Annotated in this window: 15 protein-coding genes and 8 pseudogenes; 14 read left to right on the top strand and 9 right to left on the bottom strand. The window is 57.2% G+C overall.

From position 1 onward, the window contains the following. Nucleotides 1-432: 432 nt before the first annotated feature. The 9 genes and pseudogenes from NKJ90_RS31925 to NKJ90_RS31885 all read left to right on the top strand — a co-directional run bounded on the left by NKJ90_RS31925 (nt 433) and on the right by NKJ90_RS31885 (nt 6,040). Nucleotides 433-744: a hypothetical protein gene (locus NKJ90_RS31925; RefSeq protein WP_352487636.1), complete on the top strand. Its 312-nt coding sequence runs from the start codon at nt 433-435 to the stop codon at nt 742-744. Nucleotides 745-923: 179 nt separating this feature from the next. After that, complete coding sequence (locus NKJ90_RS31920) at nt 924-2,084, top strand: TlpA disulfide reductase family protein (protein WP_352487635.1); 1,161 nt, start codon at nt 924-926, stop codon at nt 2,082-2,084. A 350-nt stretch (nt 2,085-2,434) separates the two neighbouring features. Then, nucleotides 2,435-2,905: a DUF269 domain-containing protein gene (locus NKJ90_RS31915; RefSeq protein WP_352487634.1), complete on the top strand. Its 471-nt coding sequence runs from the start codon at nt 2,435-2,437 to the stop codon at nt 2,903-2,905. 25 nt (nt 2,906-2,930) lie between these two features. Beyond that, complete coding sequence (locus NKJ90_RS31910) at nt 2,931-3,134, top strand: CCE_0567 family metalloprotein (RefSeq protein WP_352487633.1); 204 nt, start codon at nt 2,931-2,933, stop codon at nt 3,132-3,134. Further along, nucleotides 3,131-3,448, top strand: coding sequence for a ferredoxin III, nif-specific (fdxB, locus tag NKJ90_RS31905; RefSeq protein WP_352487632.1), 318 nt, complete (start codon nt 3,131-3,133; stop codon nt 3,446-3,448). Before NKJ90_RS31910 ends, fdxB begins: the two co-directional genes overlap by 4 nt. A 27-nt stretch (nt 3,449-3,475) precedes the next feature. Beyond that, the gene (locus NKJ90_RS31900; RefSeq protein WP_352487631.1) at nt 3,476-3,799 is read left to right on the top strand and encodes an exopolysaccharide production repressor protein; all 324 of its coding nucleotides are present in this window, start codon (nt 3,476-3,478) and stop codon (nt 3,797-3,799) included. A 337-nt stretch (nt 3,800-4,136) separates the two neighbouring features. Further along, a pseudogene (locus tag NKJ90_RS31895) lies at nt 4,137-4,319 on the top strand (1-aminocyclopropane-1-carboxylate deaminase); the annotation flags it as partial. 1 nt (nt 4,320) lies between these two features. Further along, a pseudogene (locus NKJ90_RS31890) lies at nt 4,321-4,509 on the top strand (M20/M25/M40 family metallo-hydrolase); the annotation flags it as partial. Nucleotides 4,510-4,654: 145 nt separating this feature from the next. Next, a complete protein-coding gene (locus NKJ90_RS31885; protein ID WP_352487630.1) occupies nt 4,655-6,040 on the top strand; it encodes a CapA family protein in 1,386 nt (461 codons plus the stop codon). Between the two features lie 555 nt (nt 6,041-6,595). Here NKJ90_RS31885 and NKJ90_RS31880 read toward each other — a convergent pair. Further along, nucleotides 6,596-7,020, bottom strand: a pseudogene (locus NKJ90_RS31880) (EamA family transporter); the annotation flags it as partial. Between the two features lie 593 nt (nt 7,021-7,613). Here NKJ90_RS31880 and NKJ90_RS31875 point away from each other — a divergent pair. Beyond that, nucleotides 7,614-7,911, top strand: a pseudogene (locus NKJ90_RS31875) (1-aminocyclopropane-1-carboxylate deaminase); the annotation flags it as partial. Nucleotides 7,912-8,175: 264 nt separating this feature from the next. Here the strand turns inward: NKJ90_RS31875 and NKJ90_RS31870 are convergent. The 7 genes and pseudogenes from NKJ90_RS31870 to NKJ90_RS31840 all read right to left on the bottom strand — a co-directional run. Then, nucleotides 8,176-8,301: pseudogene (locus tag NKJ90_RS31870) on the bottom strand (glycine oxidase); the annotation flags it as partial. A gap of 349 nt (nt 8,302-8,650) precedes the next feature. Further along, nucleotides 8,651-9,247, bottom strand: a complete 597-nt coding sequence (gene pyrE, locus NKJ90_RS31865) for an orotate phosphoribosyltransferase (RefSeq protein ID WP_352487629.1) — start codon at nt 9,245-9,247, stop codon at nt 8,651-8,653. 417 nt (nt 9,248-9,664) lie between these two features. Continuing rightward, nucleotides 9,665-10,444: pseudogene (locus NKJ90_RS31860) on the bottom strand (acetoacetate decarboxylase). A 22-nt stretch (nt 10,445-10,466) separates the two neighbouring features. Next, nucleotides 10,467-10,676 carry a hypothetical protein gene (locus NKJ90_RS31855; protein WP_352487628.1) on the bottom strand — a complete coding sequence of 70 codons (210 nt, stop codon included), beginning with the start codon at nt 10,674-10,676 and terminating at the stop codon, nt 10,467-10,469. 369 nt (nt 10,677-11,045) lie between these two features. After that, nucleotides 11,046-11,258 carry an NAD-dependent epimerase/dehydratase family protein gene (locus NKJ90_RS31850; RefSeq protein WP_352487627.1) on the bottom strand — a complete coding sequence of 71 codons (213 nt, stop codon included), beginning with the start codon at nt 11,256-11,258 and terminating at the stop codon, nt 11,046-11,048. A gap of 133 nt (nt 11,259-11,391) precedes the next feature. Continuing rightward, entirely contained in the window at nt 11,392-11,550 is a 159-nt protein-coding gene (locus tag NKJ90_RS31845) for a hypothetical protein (protein WP_352487626.1), read from the bottom strand. A 12-nt stretch (nt 11,551-11,562) separates the two neighbouring features. After that, nucleotides 11,563-11,982, bottom strand: a pseudogene (locus NKJ90_RS31840) (GDP-mannose 4,6-dehydratase); the annotation flags it as partial. 2,028 nt (nt 11,983-14,010) lie between these two features. On the opposite strand from NKJ90_RS31840, the gene NKJ90_RS31830 reads away from it, so the two are divergent. Genes NKJ90_RS31830 through NKJ90_RS31820 form a run of 3 tightly spaced genes read left to right on the top strand, consistent with a single transcriptional unit; the run spans nt 14,011 to nt 18,723 of the window. Next, nucleotides 14,011-14,958, top strand: a complete 948-nt coding sequence (locus NKJ90_RS31830; protein WP_352487625.1) for a GHMP family kinase ATP-binding protein — start codon at nt 14,011-14,013, stop codon at nt 14,956-14,958. A 10-nt stretch (nt 14,959-14,968) separates the two neighbouring features. Continuing rightward, nucleotides 14,969-16,030, top strand: a complete 1,062-nt coding sequence (locus NKJ90_RS31825) for a cysteine synthase family protein (protein WP_352487624.1) — start codon at nt 14,969-14,971, stop codon at nt 16,028-16,030. Further along, nucleotides 16,024-18,723, top strand: coding sequence for a lyase family protein (locus tag NKJ90_RS31820; RefSeq protein ID WP_352487623.1), 2,700 nt, complete (start codon nt 16,024-16,026; stop codon nt 18,721-18,723). The genes NKJ90_RS31825 and NKJ90_RS31820 overlap by 7 nt, the downstream gene beginning before the upstream one ends. 186 nt (nt 18,724-18,909) lie before the next feature. Here the strand turns inward: NKJ90_RS31820 and NKJ90_RS31815 are convergent. Further along, nucleotides 18,910-19,144 (bottom strand): annotated as a pseudogene (locus tag NKJ90_RS31815) (aspartate aminotransferase family protein); the annotation flags it as partial. 400 nt (nt 19,145-19,544) lie between these two features. Here NKJ90_RS31815 and NKJ90_RS31810 point away from each other — a divergent pair. Further along, nucleotides 19,545-20,306: a LuxR family transcriptional regulator gene (locus NKJ90_RS31810; RefSeq protein ID WP_352487622.1), complete on the top strand. Its 762-nt coding sequence runs from the start codon at nt 19,545-19,547 to the stop codon at nt 20,304-20,306. Nucleotides 20,307-20,377 lie beyond the last annotated feature (71 nt).

The raw sequence follows: 20,377 nt of genomic DNA, 5'->3' as shown, positions 1-20,377 counted from the left end.
GTGCTTTGCCGGAGTCGTCGGGAATCGATGACATCAATCACGTTGTCACCGCCTGGGATGGTAGTCGGGCTAGCGGCGAGGACGGCCGCATCTTCAGCGGTTCAGTCGGTCCGGCCCCCAGCCGCGTGGCGACCGAGCGGTCTTTGGGCTGGTCAAATCGCTCACATTCGCACCAGGCAGTCCCTGCAGCGCCTAAGCACAGGGAACACAGAAATATCCGGCACAAAGCAGGAGCCCGGAGAGTTCACCGGCCGGCACATGCCGGCACTCGGCATGACTTTTTTCGCCACGACATAACCGTCGATCTGACGATGGCTGTTTGGCGAGCCACAGCTGGACGGCTTCGGTCGTGAAAACTCCCGTGTCGTCAGCCCAGGAATTCAATCGCAAGGCGGGCTAGGGGCACAGGCCGCGCTCGGATGGGGCGGCCCCTTGCAATCGCAAATGGCGAGATCGCAACCGCCTCCGGACCGGAACGGCAAGAAGCTCAAGCTAGATTTTGTGACGCGAGCGGACGATGACGACGAGCCTGGCGGCAGCCAACGCAGTCATGATGTCTATCTGCTCGTCGCTCAGGCCGAATACCTGTTCAGTCATCTGTGGCCACGCTTTTCTGCCGACGCGAAGCGCGTGATGCTTGTCCAAAACCTGACAGCGGCTGAAAACATGTCGGCTTCAATACAACCGGCCATCTTTGCATTTGAAGGTGTTTCAAAGTATAATCAAGCGTTTACTGCGCGCTGAGCGCGTTGGCACGGCCTTTGCGAATTGAGATTCAGCAACACTGAGTGAAGGCTGACTGCACGCAGATGCGCAAGACGAGCGATGCTCTCCCTTCCTTGAACCCTCGTGCCCCGTCTCAAAGGGCCAACAAGCTCGCGCATAAGGTCACGCAACCTTTGGCAACAGCTTTGGAGAGCAACATGGTATTGCAGATGGGGTCACCGGCTCCTTCGATCAAAGTGAAGGAGTGGCTGCGTGGCGAGCCCCTTGCGAACTTCCAGCCCGGCAAAGTCTATATCGTCGAATTTTGGGCAACTTGGTGCGAACTATGTGTGGCGGAGATGCTCGAGCTGATGCGGCTCCAGGAAAAATACAAGGGCGGCGGACTTGAGGTCGTCTGCGTCGCGGCTGATGAAGACGCTCCAACGGCCGTTGAGGCTCGAACCAAGTTGGACGCGTGGTTGACCGAAAAGTGCTCGAATCTGAACTATCGGATCGCGTTCGACTACACAGGTGAAATGAAAAAGCTTTGGAGGGAACCCAGCTTTTCTGTTGGGATTCCGACCTCGTTCGTGGTCGACCGAGACGGCCACATCGCGTTTGTCGGTCATCCCAGCCAACTCGATGAGGTTTTGCCGAAAGTGCTCAACGGCAGCTGGCGCATCAGCGATAAAGCTAAAGCCGCCGATACGGAGCGGATCGCCACAAGCGAACCCATGGCGCGCGAACAAGCGTTGAAGCAGCCGATCGATGACAGATTCTGGGCGGCGGTGAAGTTAGAAGATTGGAAGACGGCGCTCTGGGCGATCGAAGAGGGCATCGCTTTGATGCCGGACGACATTAATTTCCGCCTGGCTCATGCGCATCTGTTGCTTCACAAAATTCAAGACATGTGGACCGGCTTGCCCGTGATGCGCCAATTGGTTAGCGACGCGATCGACAAAAACTCCGAGGACTGGATGGTTTCGGCGCTAGACCAACTTTTCCATCCGGCCAATGACCATTCGCGCCTTCCCCCTGCTGAGCGCTTCGCGATGGGCAAGGAGCTGTCCGAACACATCCTGGCGCTGAATCCCCCGCCAGGGGACAGCCCTAAGTTCCGGTCCTATCCCGCGGTCGCCCGATACTATCACGAGAACGGCAACAATGATCGCGCGATCGAGTTGGTCGAACTGGCACTGAAGTCGCTGGACCGTCCGGAGCCTATCCCGGAGGAACTGAAAGAGCACCTTCTACCGGATTTGCTGCAGGCCCTGGCCAACTACAGAGGCGGGAAGGTTTGTTACGGCGCGCTCTGTGCGGTTCCGCAAAACAAGCTTCCCGGAGGTGCCAAAGTGCGGCCGGGCGAGAAGAATACTTAAGAAGGGGGGGCGGTCGGAATGTTTACTGGCCGGTTCATCCATTTCCCTGGCCTGGCCGCAGCAAGCAGGCCCCATGCAGCACAGGGCGGATCGTTTGCAGCAGGTTCGAGCTTCGTATCTTGCGATGACCTGCGGCCGCATCGCGGCGGAAGTGATGTTCGACGCGAATTAGGGCCGCGGTGGAAGACCTCGCAGTCGAGGACGTCTTTAAGGTCGACCACAGGGACATCAATTGCGTGGAATCGGCCGCCCCGAGCCGGACGTCGGCTGCGCAAGTGTGCCCGGAGTAGGCGTCCCCGAAAACAGACATCGTGCTTCGAGGAAGAGGACTGAAATGAGGAGAAGGCGAAATGTCTGATGCCGCGGTCAGCCCGGCTGTCAACGAGGACGAGGCGGCCCTTGCCATGCCTTTTGTCAGATGCCTCGTGCGGCTGATCCGTGCCCAGGAGTCCTACTGTTTATGGGAAGGCAAATCGGACGCCACGCTGCTGGTCGACTTCATCGTCACCAGGAAAAAGCGCCGTGTGATCCCTGGCATGGGCTATCCCGATCCGGACGTATTGTGGAGGCTCGACATGTTCTACACCGCCGTCGGGCTTGCGATTGCGGAGCGTTTCCGCCCGGTGACATCGCCAATCGTGGAGATGAAAACCTTAAGGCCTTCGGGCACGTGCTTTTCACGGTCGGGCAGCTCGTCGTTCTGTCTAGACGTCCATCGGTTCGGCTTCGAGACGTTCCGGCAACTCGCGGAGGCCGGTACGAAACTGGTCGACGATGCGACCTCAGCCACTGAAGCCTATCGCAACCTGGCGCGGGCGTGATGAAACCGATTTCGAGGAAGGATTTATGTCAAAGCTAGATGATATGGGGAAGAAAGTCCGAAAGCTTCAGCTGCGCGCGGCAGTTGTCAAGATGAAATTGCGCGACCTTGCAGAGAATCTCCCGCGAAAATGGACGGAGATAGAGGAAGTTGCCGAGGAAACGTCGGCGGTTTTTGCTGAGTTGGATGGTGCCAAGAGAGAGCTCGCTACAATGAAGAAGTTACGATGATGAGCACATTCACCACCCGCGACGGCTCCGGATGGGTGCCGGAATACCTCACCGCTATAAACGGCACGACCTGCATCGGCTGCGGCCGCTGTTTCAAAGTCTGCTCGCGCGAGGTCATGCATCTTTACGGCGTCGATGACGCGGGTGAAATTCTGGGCGTCTGCAACGGCGAAGACGACGATTTCGATGGCGAGCTCAATCGCATGATTATGGTCGTCGATCTTGCCGGCCGCTGCATTGGCTGCGGAGCCTGCGCCCGCGTCTGCCCGAAGAACTGCCAGACCCATATTGCGGCCGACCAGGTCGCTGCATGATCTGGCGGACAAACCAGGAGAACGGCGTTGCCCTTTAGAATCTTTTATTGCTTCCTGTGGCTGGTCCTGTGCAGCAACGCTCTGACCGTCTACTTCGCTTCTTACTCCATCCGCACAGTAGTCGTCACAACGGTGGCTTGGTTGCTGCTCCTCCAGGTAGCCTATTTTGCAAGCGTGCTCTTTCTGATCTGGCGCTCTAGCTGCGCCAGCAGATCTGGCCAAAGGGCTGAGCATTTCGGTCATTGCAAGGAAGTTGGATACCAGCCGCCAAACTATGATGAGGTGAGGAATGAATCTTCAGATGTGCCTCAGCTCAATAAAATGCTAGCCATATCGCTGCTGCTGCCTTGAGGCGCCGTGACAAGATCAGTTGTCAGGTTAACAACACTTTGGATCAACTATGAACATTGAGCGGTACTTAGAAGTAATACTGCGCTTGATATGGTCGGTGGGCGACCGCATTCCGGTCGTTCTAATCCGGGAGATACAGTTTTCGGTTCCATGGGCGTGGGTTGCCTATTGCAGCACGCCGGCATGCGGGTTGCTTGGTCTCGACGACAAGGCGCTGGATATAATGATGGGGCTCTTCTGCAGCGTCCGAGCACGCAGCTCGCTTCAACTCAAACACGCCCTTGGAATGACCGGTGCGTAGCTGGTTTCAACTCGATCACGTGTTGTCGGAGAGAACATGCTGGAAAAGTTCGAACGCTATCCGCTCACCTTTGGACCCACGCCTATCGAGAAGCTCGACCGCCTCGGCAAGCACTTAGAAGGAAAGGTGGAAATCTACGCCAAACGCGAGGACTGCAACTCCGGTCTCGCGTTTGGCGGAAACAAGCTTCGCAAGCTCGAGTACATCATCCCCGACGCGACCAGCCGGCTTCGGCAGCCTGCCGGGCTATGTGTTCACCAAAATTCTCGGAATTCCCGCCTTCGTCACGCCCTATGCAAACCACGACAAAGCAAACAACGCACCAAACGAAAATTTGGAACTCAGCTGTTTCTATAGCGGAATTCGTACTGGTGCTGCATTGCTCCATGAGCTTGATTCGCTGACTTAGTGAGACCTGGATCAATACAGCCTGCCCGTCTCAAAGATAAGCATGCAGTCCAGCCTGTGATGATGAGTTTGTCGGACATTTCAGCGCTGAACTGTCTAGTGGCTTGTCTGCCTAATAACAACACTATCAGCATATGGAGAATGTTATGGAAAGTAATTCACACGTAGCCGACGATGATCCAGCCTGTCAGGGTGGCTTTGATACGGTCGGTTCGATTGCGACGAACGTTGCAGACGGCTTCACGATGGTTGCAGTCGGCGACCTCATTGTGTCGCGGTCACTGACCAAAGGCCATCATCGCGGCTTCAGCGACATCGTCAAGATTCTCCATGAGGCTGATGTCACGTTCGGCAACATGGAAGCCAACATCTTCGATATCCGATCGTTCAAGGGAAGTCCGCAGGCCGAGTACGGCGGTGCATATCTTGCCAGCCCACCAGAGATCGGACCAGACCTGAAGGCGATGGGATTCAACATTGTCAGTCGCGCGAACAATCATACCCTTGACTGGGGCCTTGAAGGCATGCGCGAGACGAGCCGACTGCTCGATGAGAACGGTATCGTTCATGCAGGTGCGGGCGAGAATCTCGCACAAGCCGGCGCCGCACGCTTTCTGGAGACCGCACGCGGTCGCGTGGCGTTGGTGTCATTTGCTGCAAGGTACACCCCTATGTCTCGTGCGTGCGATCCCGCTGGAGAAGCGCCAGGCAGACCAGGACTCAACGCCCTTCGTTTAGCTGTTAGCATCGTGGTCTCGCCGGAGATGCTCGAGAGCTTGAAGCAGCTACGCAACGCGGTGCCCGCTCCGGATCCAAGCCGCCAGGATCCAAAACGCGTCGAATTCACTCCGGATCCCTACCATGGAGGTGTGACATATGAAACGGGCGACAAGGTCGGTTACAGCTATGAGCCCAACCCGCGCGATGTCACCGACATTCTACGAAACATTCGCCGGGGTAAGCAGTTCTCCGATTTCTGCATCGCAGCTAGCCACTGTCACCAGCCCGGGAATTGGAGCCAGGAGCCAGCTAACTACGAACAGTCGTTTGCGTATCACCTCATCGATGCTGGAGCAGACGCATATGTCGGGCACGGACCGCATCAGTTGCGCGGCATCGAGATCTACAAGGGCCGGCCGATCTTTTATAGCTTGGGGAATTTCTTTTGGGACGACCTGCGGTCGCCCGTGGGGGCTGACATGTTCGAGGTCTACGGTAAGGACCCACGAGTCGACACGGATGCCGAGGTGACAATCGCCTCAAACGGCGACTCGGTCGACACGGTCTTCTTCGAGAGCGTTGTCACCGTCAGCCGATTTGAGCAGAACCAGCTTGCTGAATTGCGGCTCTATCCGATCGAGCTCGGTTTCTCAAAGAGGTTTGCCAATCGGGGTGTCCCGCGGCTTGCTTCGGCGGCTCAGGGAAGAACTATTCTGGAGCGTCTCCAGAAGCTCTCGAAGCCATTTGGGACCGAAATCACCATCGACAACGGCGTTGGAGTGATCAGATTGCAGCCTATCTCGCCACAGTAATCTGGTTCGGCTCGGAGTAATTGCCGCACGTTCGCGATCAACGGGTTGAGAAAGCGGCAGGCACCGTATCCAAATGGCACATCGTGCTTCAGCACCTCCGTTGCGCAACGGAGGTGCCCATCGCGGCGGCTTGGGCGTGCGGCCAAACGGTTCGGATGAAGCAGTTGATCCTGAACCACTGACCGGCAAATAGTTGGGGTATCTGTTTTGTGAAACCTGACGTTCTCGTGACTGCCATGGAACATGGCAGCATGCGGCGCGTTGCGCCAGCGCTGGGCGTGCAGGATTTGAGGGTCAGCCGGAACTGCGGGGTTGGAGCGGTACCTCGATATCCACGTTTTCGACTGTCACAACACCGGCGTGCGACGCACATACAAAGGGGAGAGTCGACGTAATATTGTCAAGGGCCCTACGACGGTCTTGAAGAGGTCCTGCTCCAGACCGCCCACCGCAATAAAGACGGCGAACAGTTGCGCATCGGTCTCTGTGCACCCGTGGGCCGGGAGTATCTGTTGATCGATAGATTTCGGATGACATATCCGCAGCCTCCGCTGCCGGCGCCATGGCCGGCCCGGTGCTTTCGGCAATGATCCTTCGCCGGCCGACCACCCGCTCGCGATAGAGCGCATAAAGACGGGAGCCGACGACGATGGTGGCGCCGGCGATCATCGGCATCTCGGGCATGTCGCCGAAGACGATCAAGCCGAGCAGGATGGACCAGAGCAGCGCCGTATAGCGGAGTGGCGCGACGAAGGAGATTTCGCCCGAGCGCATCGCCATGATGATGAACTGATAGCCGACGAGCACCAGCACCGCCGCCAGCGCCACCAGCGCCGTGCTTTTGCCGGTCATCGGCGTCCAGCCGCCCATCGGCGCCAACAAAGTAGCGCCGACGACGGTCATTGCAAGCGCGGTGGCGGTCGAGACGGGATGGCTTGAGGGATGCGCTTGGTGGCGAGGTCGCGCACGGCGCAGCACGAATGACGAGGGCGATTTCTCTGTACGCCTCGTGCTCGATGAAGTGCGCGGTCTCGGGCCCCGGCCTGGGCTTGCCGAGGACGGCCCCCCGTTTTTGTCGACGCAGTAGATCAGGATCGGCAGCAGCAGGCCGGGTTGTCGAGGTCGAGTAGTTCCATGGCATCAGCTCGGGCTGCAACAGGTCGGGCTGCCGTTCCTCTGCGCAAACTTGCACGGGAGGGCTGTTGCGTTGGCAGCCGAAGATACCACTCTTTCAACATAGGTTCGTCATGCGGAAATTTGCGATTTCCCAAACGGCGCAGACCCGTGCCTTCGGCATCAAGCAGGGCCACGCTTGAAACGGGAAGCGCCGGCACGGGGTTTTCATTCGGCAAGGTGGCACCGGGCGTCACATCCGAGCCCCATCGGCACGACGGTCCTGTCGGAGCGGGCAAGTTAGGACTGACCTTGGGGAAATCTCGGTCGAGTCGAGTGATGTCGTTCTATTCGAGCCTTTTGAAGCGCCATGTGCTGCGCAACGAAGGGGACGACGACCTAAATTCGTCGATATCTACAGACGGCGAGGCCGCCCTCGATGCCGCTGCACAGGCCACATGCCCAACATACAGCGACGCTCGTAGATCTCGGAACCGAACTCGTCGAGGATGACGTGGTGTTGCTCGAGCTGTGCACCCCCATTATGGCATTCCGTCTGAGGGAACCAAGGAGGCCATCCGCCTGTGTGCGCGGCTCGAGGGTATGATTACGATCCCGTCTACGAGGGCAAATCGATGCAAGGAATGATCGACCTCGTCCAGAAAGGCTTCTTTCCAGAGGGATCGAGGGTCCTCTACGCGCATCTCGGCGGTGCGTCAGCGATCAACGGTTATGGCTACACATTCCGCAATGGCTGACGCTCGACAGATTGCGGTTGCGCCGTCCTGCCGTGCCGGCGATGCGCTCCAAGTTCGTTCGGGCCCGGCAAACCTGGGACCGGCTGTTAACTGCCGTCCAACGCGAAGATAACCGGGTTCACTCGGAATGTCTTAATCGGTTCTATCTCGATGGCAATTCGCTCGGGCCCGCTTGCATGAAACGCCACCGAGGGGTCGCGAGCATCGCCGAATGGGGGACGCAGCTCATCCGTGCTTGGAACGCGGCACGAGGGCCCCGTGCATCAACGCTGCATCCCACCAGTCGGCGGCGTCGCGTCCGAGATCCAGCACCGGCTGCTCGGCGCCTTTACGCTCGCACCATGGCGCCGGCATGCCGCCGGCGAACCATGACGCATTGCCGCCGAGGCTGCTCGTCCAGCAAAAGCGCGATAAGCCCTAATGGGCAACCTCATCGGGACCGAAAAGAGCGCTAAACCGGCTGGCTAGATCAATCCACGGTGCCGCGTCGCCGGTCTCTGAAGCTATGCGAACGACCGCCGCCAGATAATCGGTAAAAGCCTTCAGTCTTATGGCGCCTTGCTCAGAGAGGTAGCCAACGGCGTCAAGCCGCTGGTGAACGGTACCGAGCATGTGTTGCACCAACAACAGGGAGGATGGGCATGGGCAATCGCTCTCAGTCGCGAGGCGCTTGCACTCGCTGCAAATCGGCGGAATGTCCTCTAAGGCTAGGTCGCCGGAAAGACGTTGTATGAGATTGTCAGTGGCGTTCCACAAATTCGCTCGCATACAGCACGGAATGCAGCGTTACGCCATGTTGGGCTAGCAGCGCCGTAGCTCCCTCGTCGCGGTCCACGAGGCAAGCAGCGTCACTCACAATGCCCCCGACATGGCGAACCTCTTCGATCGCCTTCAATATCGACTTGCCGCTTGTGGCAACGTCGTCAACGATCAGGACGACTTTTCCCTTGAGATCTTCTTTGGGGCCAAGGCCTTCAATCACGTCCCTTGTGCCGTGGGCCTTTGGAGCCTTGCGAACGAAGATCGTGTTTATGGGTTTGTTCATGACCGAGCTGACAGCCGCCATTGATCCAATTACGGGGACCGCGCCCATTTCAAGGCCGCCGACGTACTCTGCTTTCGTTTGCTCAACGATCTTTAGGAACTCAAGTGCGGCAAGTTGCGCGCCTCGCGCCACCATCATAGTAGGCTTCATATTAAAATAGATGTCGCTCTCTATGCCCGACGAGAGCGTGTAGCGCCCGAATCGAAAGGAGCGCTCACGGACAATCTCGCGGAGTTCGTCCTTGCCGTGTTGGCCGGAATCAACTGGTCTGAATTTTGCCAGTGCCGCCATAGATCAGACCTCGCCCCTAGGAAAAAGTTGGATGCGGCATGCCCCTCAGCAACTACCGCTATGCGGCTTATGCAAGTGTTCGCGGGGTGTGTCAATTAAAGTCAATACCGGTGCGACCGTTTCGCGCAGATTTTTCCCTTATCGTTATTGCGTGCCTAAAGCGTAATCACGGGTTGGCGGCTCCCCTTCCCCTACGGCTGGGTAGCGCTGGCTACTGGGCCTTTGCCCGGTCTCTGCTAGGCAAGGGTTTCAGGACGCGGGCCTCTTTGAGGGTGTTGAGCGCTTCATCTTTGGGGAGGCCGACCTACGGGCAAAATAGGCAATCTCCTTGCCGATGCCGCTCGCGGCTCCGGTGATCACCGCCACCTTGTCGAGAAGCCCGCAGCGGCTCCGTCGTCGCGCTGGTTCGATGGGATATCATTCTGAAAGTTCATGAATTCTTCCTTTCCGATAGCGAGGATCGAGTTCCGCGAGATAGTCGTGGACGACCTTCCCGAGCGCGAGCGTGAGATCTGCGACGAGATGTACGGCCGACCACTTTCAGCACCGGCAGTTCGGCGACGGGGGCAAGCGCATGCGACCAGAGGTTCAGGGCTGCCGGGCCGGTCCAGGCGCCCCTCAAATCGATGCCCTCCAGGTGATATGCCACGAGCTCACAGTGCGCGGCGTGCCGTCGATATGCGGGATGATTTTGAGGAGGAAGTTCGGTTCGGCGAGCGAGGCCTTCACGCTCGCAAGATCGGCGGCTCGGTGCTTGTAGCCCATGGTACCCGTCGAGACGCGCGCGGGGCCGTAGTCCAGCGTGCCAACAAGGGTATCCGTCTCCGTTCGGAGCGTTGGGCTGGCGAGCGTCTTGGGAAAGCCCCACAATTCGCGTCCGCCGGCTATCGGCGGATGGTCATCGAGAAACATGCAGTGGGTGTAGCTGCCCTGCGGCCACGGAAGGCGACATGGATGACCTGTCCGCCTTCCGTGTAGTCGCCGAAGCCCGTAGAGTCCGGGAGGCGAATGAACTCGAATTTGACGAGAGGCTCGCACACCTCAAGCGGCTCCGGCACTAGGTCGCGCAGTTTCTGTGGATCGGTACGATATGTGATGATCAGATACTCCCGGTTTCGGAAGCGATATGGGCCGGCCGGGAGCCGGGCTGGTCAGCGGCATGGCGAAAGCTCTCGCCCGGACGGTGTGTTGGTGCATGTCTGAATTTCCTTTGTGCTGATCAAGCGGCGCTCAGATCCGTATGCGTGATGGCGGCGAGGCTCTGCTTGGCGCCTTCGTTCGGCCTCGAATAAGGATGCGTGCCGCAGATCGCGCGCAGCCCTTTGCGCTGGGCGATTGCCCTGAGGTCGCGCTCATTGGCGATGATGCCGGACAAGATCTGGGCGCGGACGCGGTCGATCGCCTCCTGGCCGAAGAGCGGCTTGCTCACCGCTCACGAAAAGTGTGCCGCGCAGCCAGTCAGACCGAAGTTTCATCGATGGCTCCGGTTGTGGTCGCGGGACGAGAGGCAAGGTTCGAGGCAAAGTGATTTTGTTCCTCAGTTTGAAGGCGCTGCTTCCCGTCTTGTAGGAGAAGGTGGATCGGCGGGCAGCGCCGAGCCGGATGAGCAACCGTCTTCATGTTGCCAGGCCTTGGTCGAGCGTCATCTTTGGATGCGTTCGGGAGACCCGCGGCGGCGGTATATTTCGGGAGGCGATCATGGGACGATTTCTCCTCATGACGGGGTTTGCGGACGAGCACGCATGTACCAAGCCAAATGAGAGTTTCGTTTCGAGGGAAAGCGATAGATATGGCTCAGCTACGTTGCGTATCCGACATTGTCGGACATCAGACAGCATCGAACGCGAACCGCTTGCGGATTGGGAGGATAAGCGTCGCACAGCATCACTCCCGCAATCTTGGCGATCGCGTACCACTGATTCGTCGGCTCGAGCGGCCCGGTCATCAGCGTGCTTTCCCAGATCGGTTGTGCCGCAAATTTGGGGTAAATGCAGGACGAGCCGAGCAGCATGAACTTCTTGACGCCCGCCTCGAATGCGGCCGTGATCGTAGAGAGATCGACAATGAGATTGTCCTAGGAGGAAGTCGACCGGATCTTCGTTGTTAGCCGGGATTCCCCTGGGGGCCGGCAGCCATGAAATGGCCTAGGCGGTCGTCACTGCGCGATCGGTCAGGTCGAGATCACGACTGTCCACCGTGAGGATCTTCACCTCGAGCAAGCCGGACAGCCGGCGCACTGGTGCGGACCCACCAATGCCGCGGTTGCCGGCGACACAAATGCGGTTGCCCTCTTGCGAAATCATTATCTTTTCACGTCAAGCGAGCGTGATCCCGTAGGCGCGGCAGTCGGCCTCGACCATTTCCGAGACGAGCTCATTGAAGGTGGTCTTTGGCTTCAACCGAGCTTGGTGGCCGCCTTAGAGGCGTCGCCGATCAGCAGGTCAACCTCGGTCTGACGGAAATAACGCTTGTCTATTCGGATCAGTGCCTGGTTACTCCTGCGTTCGCGGCCCACCTCGTCGACGCCATTGCCCTCCCAGACGATCTCCTTCCCGACCCGCCTGAAGGCAGCCTCGACAAAGCTGCGGGACCGAATGCGTCTCGCCGGTCGCGAGCACAAAATCGTCAGGCTCGTGGTGCTGCAGGATGTGCCACATGCCCTCGACATAGTCGCGCGCCGAGCCCCAGTCGCGCTTTGCCTCCAGGTTTCCGAGATAAAGGCAGTCCTGCTTGCCGGCCATACGCGGATTACATCGAGTGTCTTGTGCCGTCGGCATCAGATCCGCCTCCACCTTCCGCATGACGGGGAGCGACCTCCTCGTAGGCGTCGCCTTCCGAAGCGGCGTCTTTTCCTGTCCGTTACTCGTCGTAAAATCGATTGTTTCGATGCAATGCATCCACAGGACGGGTGAACTCTTATCGATTAGATGGAAAGTTCAGAGCCTTGAACGCAGATCAGCTCAGCGAGATCCGCGCCGCGAGGAGATGGCAAGAGCCGTTTTCCGCGCCACAGTCCGTAAATACTGGGTGCTAGCCTCCGTTTCCGGTGCGGAACTGCCCTATTAGCCTACCGGCAAAAGGGCAACGACGTGTCAATGTCGGATACCCGACAGGAACACAAATCTTCTAACCCGTTGCTTCAATGATAATTTCCTTTCTGGCACGTTCCATGCCTGAGACCTTCCGAACGCATCAGCGGAGGTCGTCCTATGATCAGGCTCACCGAAAATGCTGTCGCCGCATTTAAGGCCGCGCTCTAGCTGGCCGCCAAGCCGGCCGAAGGTCGGCGCATCATGGTCGAGGCGGGCGGCTGCGCCGGACTAAAATCCGGAATAGGCTTGGAAAGCATCTCGCTGACGGTGACGCGGTCATCGAGGCGGTCGGAACTAGGACATACGTCGATCCCGCCAACGAACCACATGTCGCCGGCATGACCACTGGGCTGGGATCCTCGGGCTTAAATCACCGTCCAACCCCGCTGGCACGACTTGGAGATGGAATATTGCACAATTTTCTTAAACAACTCCGCTTATGGATAAATGGGGCTGTCAAGGATTTTTCCAGCGAGCATTCGAGCGCGCATGTGTCAGCGTGCGGCGTCGTCTTTTTTGATGACAATAATTGTAGCTATTCGATCCCCGTCTGCTGTTTCGTCCCTCGATGCGGGGTCTGAGAACGCGCCTTCCAGTTTGAGACGAAGCGCCTTGACGGTCCAGATTGACATCATTGAACAGCTGATCCGCCAAGGTTCCGATCAGATGTCGGCTTCACACTTCCGGGAGCTCCTTGGACCCCACGGGAGGGCTGTGTTTTTACAAAACTACTGAAGCGCTGTGAGCTTTGGAATCGTTTCATTGGCATGCAGCTTAGGGGCAGCAACGCATCGGATGCGGATTCCGACGTGAAGCCGGCCGCCATTCCGATCAAACACCGGCCATCATTCCGGTATGAAGCCGGCCACCGTTCCAACCAAAGACCGGCCAGTTTTCGGCACTGAAGATTACCTCCTGGGTCAGCAACTTTGGCATCAAATACCGGAGTCGGTCCGCCGATCGGATTAAGGCGTATATGGGCGCATTGCCAATGAATGAGGTGTCAAGCAGACCTGGCCAGCCCTCTGAAACCTAAGATGAGATAGGCATGAGGCTATAACGGCCACACGGCCATGCTGCTGGGTGCGCCGCCAACTTCCTCGCCATACGCGAAAGTTCATGCGCTCGTTACCTTGATCTTGCTGCGGAAGGAGTGCTGGGCGGCTAAGTGAGGGTCCGGCACGGATAGTGGACACCATTTCGGCCCAGGCTGAGGAGTTGTTCGCCAAGCAAAGGGGGCTTGCAGTCTCGCCACATATCAGCGCACGCAAAGCAGGATCACTCCCTGCGCAAAATGGCGACGTCACAGCCACCGAAATTCGCTGAGACGCTCCATGCCACGCCGCCGGTAATCAAAGGGTGCAACAGATTCTACAAGTAATTTCACAGAACCTTTGCGACCTAAAATCCCTAACAATGCTACGTTCACCCCAAGTCTGAATCAGACACCTAGCGCCCTAGGTACTTGAAAGTGTCCCAACTGAAACGCGAGCCCTGTTCGGATGATCGGGTCTCGTCTCGTACCAGCAAATCCCACTTCGATGTACCTGACGGGGAAGTGATATGGCGGTCCAAAATTCTATACATCCTATCGGCCCTCTGGGAAGCGGTGCGAGCATGTCGACCAGAGAACTTCTCGAGGCGGCCGCCGATGAAGTTTGGAGCTCATACATGTATCACCAGACGTTCGATAGCGCGGATGCGACCCAGATTATCGCCGAGGATGCGCAGCAGCCAAGGGTTCATTCTAGCGACGCTCTTTGTTGCGGCACATTCGGCGAGTTGCTGCAAGGTCAGCTGCCGGCCGGCTGCGTTCCCCGGGACCCTCACTTCTTGGTCACGATGCCAATCGCGCTCTTTGCGCGAGCTCACTTCATGCCGATTGCAGGCACACGATCCGTAACCGTTTATCCGTCACATAAAGTCAAAGCAAAACGACTGGCTGAGAATCTCGTGATTGCGCTCGGCGTCTCAGGAGGAATCCTCCTTTTGCAATCTGAACTCCCAGAAGGCAAAGGGCTGGCGAGTTCGTCTGCGGATCTTGTTGCGGCTGCACGGTCAATCGCCGGGTGCTTCAAGCGTAGAGTCCGGACATCGTTGATTGAGAAGTTAATGGCGAAGATCGAGCCATCCGACGGGGTGATGTACCCCGGCGTGGTCGCATATCAGCAGCGAGCATGTAGCCTTCTCTCCTTCCTTGGGCAAATGCCGCCGCTTGCAATCGTAGGTATCGATGAAGGAGGGACGGTCGAAACCGTCGATTATGATCAACGGCGAGGTGAAATCTCGGCCAGTAATAGAACAGAATATCACGAATTACTCGACCGCGCGCGGATGGCAATTCCACAGGGTGACACGGCCTCAATAGGCAGAATAGCTACGGCCAGCGCGCTCCTGCATCAGGAGCGGGCTCCAAAGGAGCATCTGAACTCGATGCTAAAAGCATCTGAGGCCACTGACGCTCTCGGGGTCATAGTCGCGCACAGCGGCACAATGATTGGAATTCTGCTTGATCGAATGGCGGCTGACTTTCCACAGAAGCTTCGGTCGGTGCTCGCCCATGTATCGCCGTTCGACAGCTCGCCAAAAATATATCTGACCATGACTGGCTGCCGGTGAGGTAAACAATATGGACGCTGTTCGCAAACGCCTGCCATTCTCCGACTATTCTGATGCCTATGCTCTCCCCAGCATTATTAGATGTGAGACAAATCTTTATCTTGCGCAGTTCGCTTTCATGAAGCTTCTCCCTGCGAAGTACATCATTGCGCAGGCGCTGGCTCGAGGGACTTTGACGCACGGCATGAAAGTTCTCGAGACCTCGAGCGGAACCTTCGCGCTGGGTTTGGCGGTAGTTTGCCGGGAACGTGGGTTCCAGCTCGAAATCTTCACGGACCCAGTGATGGACAAAGGTCTGGAAAACAGGTTGAACTCCTTGGGAGCCGAAGTCTTCATAATCACTGAAAAGGCGAAGCAGGGTGGCTATCAAAGAAGCCGCCTCGACGCATTACACGCTAGAATGAGACAGTTGGGCCACTCCTGTTTCTGGCCCCGGCAATACGAAACACCGGACAACCCGGCAGCCTATAAGCTCTTCGCCGATCAGATATCGGGGATGTTGGACGCCGAGGTAACTTTGGTCGGTTCTGTGGGGTCAGGCGGCTCTACTTGCGGAACGATAAAGGGCCTCCGCCAAAAAGCCCCTGGCGCGCGCCTGATTGGAGTGGACACCTTCAATAGCGTCATTTTTGGCCAACAGGATGGCGAACGGAAACTGCGGGGGCTGGGGAACAGCCTTGTCCCCAAGAACGTGAAGCATGAACTGTATGACGAGGTGCATCTCATCTCGGCTCCGCTCGCATTTGCTGCAACGCGAACCCTCCACGAGCGGCACGCCGTTTTCGCCGGTCCGACCTCGGGAGCGAGCTACATCGTTGGGCGTTGGCGCGCTCGACAGTATCCAAGAGAGACCGTTGTCGTCATATGCCCTGATGAAGGCCACCGCTACGTCGAAGCTGCATACGACCACGAGTGGCTCAAGCAGAACGCTTGTCTAAATGAAAGTGTTCTGCTGGACACACCGGCAACCGAAAATCATCCCTCGACGGCTCTCCCACCATGGAACCGATATCGTTGGAATCGGAGAACCCGGGAGGCTGTCCTAAACGTGCTGGAGAATGCTTCATGGTGAACCGAGGTAGCTTCCTTTTCGTGGAAAGCAACACGACCGGCACTGGCGAACTATTGATGAAGCGGGCCCGAGTCCTGGGCTTTGAGCCGTATCTTGTTACGCGCAATCCTGCGCGCTATCCGTTTCTTAAGGACTTCGTCGCTCAAGTGATCGAAGCTGAAACGCGTAGTTCGGATGAACTCATCGGAGTCGCCGCCAAATTAAGAAGGCTGGAAGGAATATATTCATCGTCGGATTACTTTGTGGAAGCAGCGTCACGTGTCGCGACGGCAATGGGGTTACCAGCACCGAATCCGGAGGCTATAGCCACATGCCGGAACAAATGGAAGCAAGCGGCCGCGTTACAGCGACAATCAATTGCGATCCCTGAAACTCGGTTGGCCATATCCGTCAGAGAGGTCGAGAACATTCTCGCCCAAGCTACTCTGCCAGTCGTCGTGAAGCCGGTCTCCGGAAGCGGTAGTAGCGGCGTGCGGTTATGCGATAGTGCCGCAGCCGCCATCAAGGCGTTTGAGAGTGCAAAGGACGTATTGGTCGATCAAGTGGATCTGGCCAGTCCCGACATCCTCATCCAGCAATACATAGTGGGTGAAGAATACTCTGCAGAAATAATTGCGTACGATGGGGCGCTGCATTGCCTTGGAATTCTTGCCAAGCACAAAGGGCCGGCTCCCTGCTTCGTTGAGGTAGGGCACGACTTCCCGGCCCCGCTTCCGGAGCCGTCCCTCAAGGAATTGGCTTCTTTTGCTGCGCGAGCGGTGTCGGCGCTGGGCCTGGAGTTCGGACCGGCTCATGTAGAGTTCGTAATAGCGGAGTCGGGGCCTGTCATCATTGAGGTCAATCCCAGGCTGGCTGGAGGAATGATTCCAGTCATGCTCTCGCACACCTTGGGCACGTCAATCCTTGACATGGTGATTAAACTTTACGCGGGAGAAGGATTCACGCCTCCAGGCGCGAGCGCAAGGGCAGGAGCCATCCGTTTCCAAGTCGTTCATAAATCCGGCAAACTCAAACGCTTGGGCTTTTCTCGAAATCCGGACCCGAAAGTGCCCGAGGCGGGCCTTCTGAAATCTGAGGGGGAGGAAATCCAACTAAATGGCGACTTTAGAGACCGGGTAGCCTACGCCATAGGCGTCGCTGATGAACTCAATGCCGCCGCCGCGGCAGCTGAAAGGATGATCGATTCCATCGTGATCGATATCGAGACGGCTGCTGGCGAATCGGACAACAAGCAAGACGCTGGGTCGAGCGAGGGCAAGTGGAACCTACATCCCGAAGCGATGAAGTTGCTCGCTCCGCCTATCGAAATCACGCGTGATGGTCGCCTTCTGCAATACCAAGCGGCCATAGACGAAGCACATCTGGTGATGCTGGCGGACCAGGGCTTGATCAACCAAGCCGCCGCTGCCGATCTCCTCAAGCATATCTTGGACCTCCAGGACGATGGCTTTCAGTCTTTGGAGGGCCGCGATGCTCCGCGTGGCCTCTATCTGGCCTATGAGGCGGAACTTGCCGCCCGAGCTGGACCGGAAAAAGCCGGCTGGCTGCACCTTGCGAGATCCCGAAACGACTTGAACGCGACCATTTCTCTCCTGCTCCTTCGGGAAGCCGCATGTTCCACCTCGCAAGAAATAGGGATTCTACAGGATGCACTGCTTCAGCGAGCGGAAGAGGCATCAAAACTTGTGGCTCCGCTGTACAGTCAGTACCAGATCGCACTCCCTGGATCGCCAGGGCACTACCTGCTTGGCGTCTTCTTCGCTCTGGGACGCGAGCGCGAGCGCCTCCATTGCCTGCTGGAAGACATCAATTGCCCTATGGGGTCGGGTGCGGGCGGAGGCACCAGTATTCCCATCGATCCCTTGAAAACCGCAAGTCTTCTGGGGTTCGAACGGCCGTCGTTCAACTCACTTGATGCGGTCGCGAGCCGCGATCATCACCTGCAAGGGCTTTCAGTCTACGCTGGCGTTTCAATCTTGCTCAGTCGTGTGGCCCAGGACTTGCAAATTTGGACGACGCGGGAGTTCGCCCTCGTCGACATTCCTCACAATCTTGCCGGCGGCTCTTCCATGCTTCCCCAAAAGAAGAACCCCTTTTTGCTTGAACACATCAAGGGGTCGGCGAGCACGGTGGTTGGGGCCTACGTTTCTGCGGCAACGGCAAGCTGCAAAGCGCCTTTCAGCAACTCGATCGAAGTAAGCAACTACGGTTGCTCTCCGCTAGGCCTTGCAGAAGATACCCTGAAGCGGGCCATAAGCCTCACGTCGCTCATCGTGAAGTTCATGTCGTTCAACGTGCAGTCGATGCGTGAAAATCTGGAAGACGGCTCATCGATGACGGCTGTCGCCGCCGAGCGAATGACGTCGCGAGGCGTTCCTTTCAGAAGGGCCCATACATTAGTTGGCGAGATCGCCAGGCGCGCGTCTCTGGATAGCTGCGCCGAGGAGCGCCGAAGCGAGTTGGCCGACCAACTCGCTGATGTGTTGCCGGCGAGTCTTGAAGAGTGCAGGGACGCTCTGCAATTCGGAGGCGGGCCCGCTAAAGGATCAACCGACGACCAGGTTTCTGTAGCAAAAACGCTATTTCAGGACCTGCAGCTGAAATGCGGAGACGTACGGGAGCGCTGGGCGCACGCTGAGATGCACCGCAAACAGAGGGTGAAAGAACTCATCGAGCGGCACCAAGGCATTTGAAGGAGTGGATAAATGGATACCGTCGGCGAGCCTTGAACCTCGAGATCTGGCATCCTCGTGGCCAACAAATGAGCGTTTGAGTTAGGTGCACTGCCCCCGGTCAGTCAGAGCTCGCGTATGCGCGATATCGGCAGGCCGAGGCACGGCTTCGCCGAAGCCGCGATCGACCCCAGCACCATGCGAACGGTCCATGTGACCATAATTGAAGCTCATGCCCGTCATCGAGATGGAAACGACACTGTGCCATGATAACCGGTCGCGCGAGATGATCTTCTTCTTCCAAGGCTTGCTGCGAAGTTATTACAGTAGCTTCGCCTGCGCCTCATTGACATCCTCCCCGACATCCTGCGAGAAGAACCTTACTCGTCTTGCCGGGAGCCATTTTCACGAGAGGGTCTGACAAGCTTGCCAGTTCATCGGTGTTTGGGCGGCGTGACGGTGAAAAAGGCAAACGAGATGTATCACTCGAGGCGTCAGGAGCGTCGTGCAGAGATCAATATGATCAACCAAGCCGATGTCAAAACACCACAAAGGTAACATATATTTCAGAAGGTGCACCTCTTCCGAGAGACAAGATAATCTATACTTAACCAACTTTAACGTTACGTCTTGTGCTGGATGCGATAGAGTTTCTATGCCGCTCGATGACGGTGCCCAGACTCGCAGCCTATCACCCGGCAGTTTTGTGCATGTGCACCAGTGACAAGATCCAGCGCAAATGGCTGCGGAGCTGTGACCATGGAACGCCCCCCTATAACTGCGGTCTCTCAACTTCAAGCGCTGGCAACCGAGTGTCCGACCCGTTTTCCTTGGAGCCGTCGGTGCATTTCCTGAAGGCAACCAGGCGGGAGTTTACGGTCGAGTTCGGCCGATTTATCGACCAGGCCGATGGTGCTGCGCAATCTGAGCAGTTGTTCGACCTGTTATCTGATTTTGCTCTGATTTTTGATTGTCCGTGGACCGCCTATGGCCTTCTTGCATCGGACCAGAAAGTTTTGAAGCCGGTCCGACGTAATCCGGCGGTCATGCTGAATTATCCTGATGAATGGCAGGAGCGCTATTTCGAAAAGGGTTATGACAAGATAGACCCCATCATCAAGACGGGTCGACAGCGGGCAGGAGCCTTTCGATGGAGCGAGGTTTACAATGACACAAGCACGACTGAAGACGAACGGCGCGTCTTCGACGAGGCCGCGGCGTTCGGCTTAAGGTCAGGCATTAGCATTCCATTGCATGGCCCTGATGGCAGCTTTGCGATCATGAGTTTTGCTCAATCCTGGGACCGCGAATTCCAAAATAAAACAATCACCTACTTGCAACTTGCCGCGTCCCATTTTCATCTGAAGGTCACGAAATTCGCGAATTCGAGCGGCAGCGAGGAAGCCCCCAACCTTTCCCCAAGAGAAATAGAGTGTATTCTGTGGACGGCGAGAGGGAAAACTTCGTGGGAAATAGGACAGATTATAGGGATATCGGTAAATACTGTTAATTTCCATATAAAAAACGCAAAGCAAAAATTAGATACGTCTAGTAGAATGCTCGCGGCTATAAAAGCCTTAAACTTGGGAATTATCGAACTGTAGGCATCCTTTGTTCTCGTGGAAATGCGTCAAGCGGGCATTGAAAGCACTCACCAGGTGGATGCGGTTGATCG

Origin of the sequence: Mesorhizobium sp. M0051 (assembly GCF_040323235.1) — a bacterium.
In the GTDB taxonomy this organism is placed as follows: Bacteria; Pseudomonadota; Alphaproteobacteria; order Rhizobiales; family Rhizobiaceae; genus Mesorhizobium.
The sequence above is the reverse complement of the archived record's forward strand: the minus strand, read 5'-3'. Positions and strand labels throughout refer to the sequence as shown.